General features: G+C 60.0%; 3 protein-coding genes. All 3 read left to right on the top strand.

What is annotated here, in order from left to right; genetic code table 11:
* The first annotated feature begins 74 nt into the window (after positions 1–74).
* On the top strand, positions 75–1,415 hold the full coding sequence (gene tssK, locus ACOT0L_RS23745) for a type VI secretion system baseplate subunit TssK (protein WP_126504404.1): 1,341 nt from the start codon (positions 75–77) through the stop codon (positions 1,413–1,415).
* Positions 1,412–2,101 (top strand): type VI secretion system protein TssL, short form, encoded by a 690-nt coding sequence (gene tssL, locus ACOT0L_RS23740; RefSeq protein ID WP_126504406.1) that lies wholly within the window; start codon positions 1,412–1,414, stop codon positions 2,099–2,101. The genes tssK and tssL overlap by 4 nt, the downstream gene beginning before the upstream one ends.
* Positions 2,098–3,747: OmpA family protein (locus tag ACOT0L_RS23735; protein WP_421637280.1), on the top strand; the 1,650-nt coding region annotated here is incomplete at its 3' end. The genes tssL and ACOT0L_RS23735, both read left to right, overlap by 4 nt.

The following is a 3,747-nucleotide window of genomic DNA, read 5'->3' as shown; positions in this document are numbered from 1 at the left end:
TGGAAGGCATGGATGTGAACCTGTCTCTGGTGAGCCAGATGCCGAAAGCGAAAGCGTAACGTAAGGCAGGAAGCATGAAAACGGAACAACCGTTATGGGGCAGGGGCCAGATGGTCTCTCCCCAGCACTTCCAGCAACAGGCCGCGTATGCGGCCTGGTCTGCGGAATGCATCGCCCGGTTAGGTCTCTCCCATCCCTGGGGAGTGATTGAAGCCACTTTCGAATTGGATGCACTGAAACTGGGCCGCCTGCAGGCCCGCCATCTGCACATCCGTTTCCCCGACGGGACGCTTATCGACACGGATAATGCTGACGATCTGCCACCGGTTCTGGCGCTGGAGAGTGAATCAAATGAGGTGGTAGTGATGCTCGCGCTTCCGCTGCTGCGCGCGAATGGTGGCAACTGTCTTAAGCCCGATGAGGTAGCCGGGCGTCCTGTTCGCTATCGCCAGCGTTGGCAGGATATCCGCAATACCTTCGGGGACGATACCCGCCAGATTGCGGTAATGCGTCCTGAGCTGACGCTGCGGTTTGCACATCAGAACAACAGCGATTACCTGACCTGTCCGGTTGCCCGCCTGCAGCAGGATCTGCAGGGGGCGTGGCAGCCTGATGAGACGTTTCTCCCCCCGCTCCTGGCCATCCAGGGCAGCCGCTGGCTGTTAACCCAGCTCGAACAGCTGATGATCCAGCTACGTGTACGCCTGAGCCGACTGATGGCCATGCGACGGGAAAGTAATGAGCGCATGGCAGACTTTGCCGTGGCCGACGTGTCGCTGTTCTGGTTGCTGAATGCCCTCAACAGCGCTGAGCCCGTGCTGGGGCAGTTTCAGCGCCATCCGCAAAGTCCGCCTGAACGCCTGTATCCGGAGCTGGCCCGCCTGGCGGGCAGCCTGCTGACCTTCTCGCTGGAGCACCAGGTGAGTGCGATCCCGGTCTGGCAGCACGAGCAACTGAATAACGTATTTCCGCCGCTGTTTGATTTACTGGGGGACCTTCTGGAAGCCAGTCTGCCATCGCGGGTGGTGGCGATTGAGCTTGAGCACGATGCCCGGCTGCACTTCTGGCAGGCCCGTCTGCATGATCCGCGTCTGCGTGAAGGGGCGGATTACTACCTCTCCGTGCGTTCAATGGTGCCGGTGGCTCAGCTGCAGGAGCAGTTCCCGCGCCAGTGCAAGGTTGGCAGCCCCGATCATGTCAGAAGTATCGTCAATTCATCGCGGGTGGGCGTGCCGCTGACCCCGCTGCGCCATGTGCCGGCAGCCATTCCGTTACGTCTGGAAAATCAGTATTTCAGTCTTGATGTCTCTCATCCTCAGGCCACTGAAATGCTCCAGGGCGGCACCTGCATGTTTTACGTTCCGGGCATGCTCGGCGAGCCTGAACTCGAACTCTTTGCGGTGCTGAGAACATGAGTGAGCGTAAACGCGGCGCTGCCGCGGCCATTGATATTGATGCCCTGCTGCAGGATACCTGGCTGCAGGTGATCAGCCTGCGTCACGGTCCGAAATTTCAGGATGGAGAAGGGCGCGCGCTGTGGGAGCGTTGCATTGCTGATGTCGAACGTGTGCAGCGTGAGCTGAAAGCGGGCGAACTTGATGAAGCCAGCTGCCGGCATATTCTCACCGCACAATGTGCGCTGCTGGATGAGGCGGTTAAGAGTCGCGGTGTGGAGGATGATGCCTGCGTGCAGTGGTATGACATTCCCCTGCAGGGGCACTTCCTTGGCACCATGGACGCCGGTGACACGCTGTGCGATCGGATGCGCGATGTGCTGCGTGAACCGGCTCCTGACCACGCTGTCGTGACCTGCTTCCAGCGGGTCATGATGCTCGGATTCCTCGGCAACTTCCGCTCCCTGAACGATCCTGAGCGGCAGAAACTCATGAATGCACTTAATGAACATGTTGCGCCGTTCAGCTATTCACAACCCCATCCCGTTCTGGCGGAAAGCCATGCCGGACGGGGGATAGGGGGTTGGCTTGCATCATGGCCCATGCGCATTGGCCTGAGTGTGGTGGTGGTCACCGCATTATGGTGGGGACTGGATTGCTGGCTGGATCAGACACTGCTTACCCTGCTGCCGGGAGCCGTGAAATGAGCCCTGCACAACAGCGCGGGCTTGCGCTCTGGGCTGCCCTGCTGAGTGCAGTGGTCTGCCTGTGGTTTCTGCCAGCATCCCGGCTGGTTTCCGTTCTCGTCCTGCTGGCGGTACTGGGGCTAATCATGGCGTTCTGGGCTGTCGCCTGCCGTCGCGTGCAGCACGATTTCACCCTGTGTCTGGAGGACCTGCCTGAAACCAGTTATTGCCAGCCCGTGGTACTGGTCTGTGGCGATCTGCCGCTTGCCTGGCCGCATCAGTCACCGGTACTTACTGTCACGCAGGGCTGCTGGATCCGTGTGGAGGATCATCTGGAACTGGAGCAGGCCGCCCGTCAGGTACTGTGGTTGCGCCCCGACTGGGGACGTCAGCTGTCAGTGATGGTCAGTGTTTGTCCGCAGCAGCACCCTGACAGTGAACGCCTTACCAGTCGTTTGCTTGCCCTGCGCTGGCAGATTAGTCGGTTGCGTAAAGCAACCGGCCATTCTGTGCCACTGGTTCTGAATGGACAGGTCGGCAGTGCGATGATGAATGACATGCTCTGGCAGACGGCGATCCTGGGGGAAGGGGTAAAGGTCTGGAGTGGGACTTCAGCGCCTGGCTCAGTTGCTGAATGGGTTAATACTGGCGGAACGCCTGCGATGCATCAACAGGTGCTTATGAACAGCCTGATGAGCTGGTTCCAACAGCACGTCCACGCTGTCCTTATGGATGAAAACCCCGATATTCCTGTCATTGAACCTGTGGCGGTTCTGTGGGGATTGGGCCCGATCCTGGCCGGAAGCATGGCCACCTCTGTCTGGACAGCGTGGTTGTCCCGCCATACTGCGATGCAGCAGGTGTCTGGCTGGCAGCCGGCGGGAACGGACAGTACGGTTATTTCCCTGTTCCCGAATTTTGTCCTCCCTTTACTGCCAGAAGGACGAGGCCTGACACCGCATGGACGAACCTGGCGCGGTGCGCTCGGAATCGTCACGCTGGCGACCATTGCTGCACTGCTCAGCAGTGGCTGGAACAACCGTCAGCTGCTGCAACGCGTTAGCTTCGATATTGTCCGTTACAACAGCATCGCCATGGATGATTACGGTCCTAAAGCCAGCGCCGTACAGGTGCTGCGCGAGGATGCGGCGCTGCTGGATGAGCATGCACGCAATGGTGTACCGGCCCGGCTGGGTCTGGGGCTTTATCGGGGGGAACGTCTGCGAATACCGGTGCTGGAAGCGATCCGCTCATATGTGCCACCACCTCCTCCACCAAAGCCTGTGGAAAAGGTCGCGCCGAAAATCATCCGCCTCGACAGCATGTCGCTGTTCGATACCGGAAAGTGGGCGCTGAAACCCGCCTCAACAAAGCTGCTGGTGAACTCACTGGTGGGCATTAAGGCGAAGCCCGGCTGGCTGATTGTAGTGGCGGGCCATACCGATAGCACCGGGGATGACCAGTCCAACCAGGTCCTGTCGCTGAAGCGTGCGGAGTCCGTGCGCGACTGGATGCGCGATACCGGCGATGTGCCGGAGAGCTGTTTTGCGGTGCAGGGCTACGGTGAAAGCCGACCTGTCGCCACCAACGACACGGCGGAAGGCCGGGCGCTGAACCGCCGTGTCGAAATCAGTCTGGTGCCGCAGGCGAACGCCTGCCAGCTGCCG

The sequence above is a fragment of the Enterobacter cloacae complex sp. XAL002 genome (genome assembly GCF_049236805.1).
GTDB classification, from domain to species: Bacteria; Pseudomonadota; Gammaproteobacteria; order Enterobacterales; family Enterobacteriaceae; genus Enterobacter; species Enterobacter intestinihominis.
Note: the sequence above shows the minus strand (reverse complement) of the source record. Positions and strands in the feature narration are given on the sequence as shown.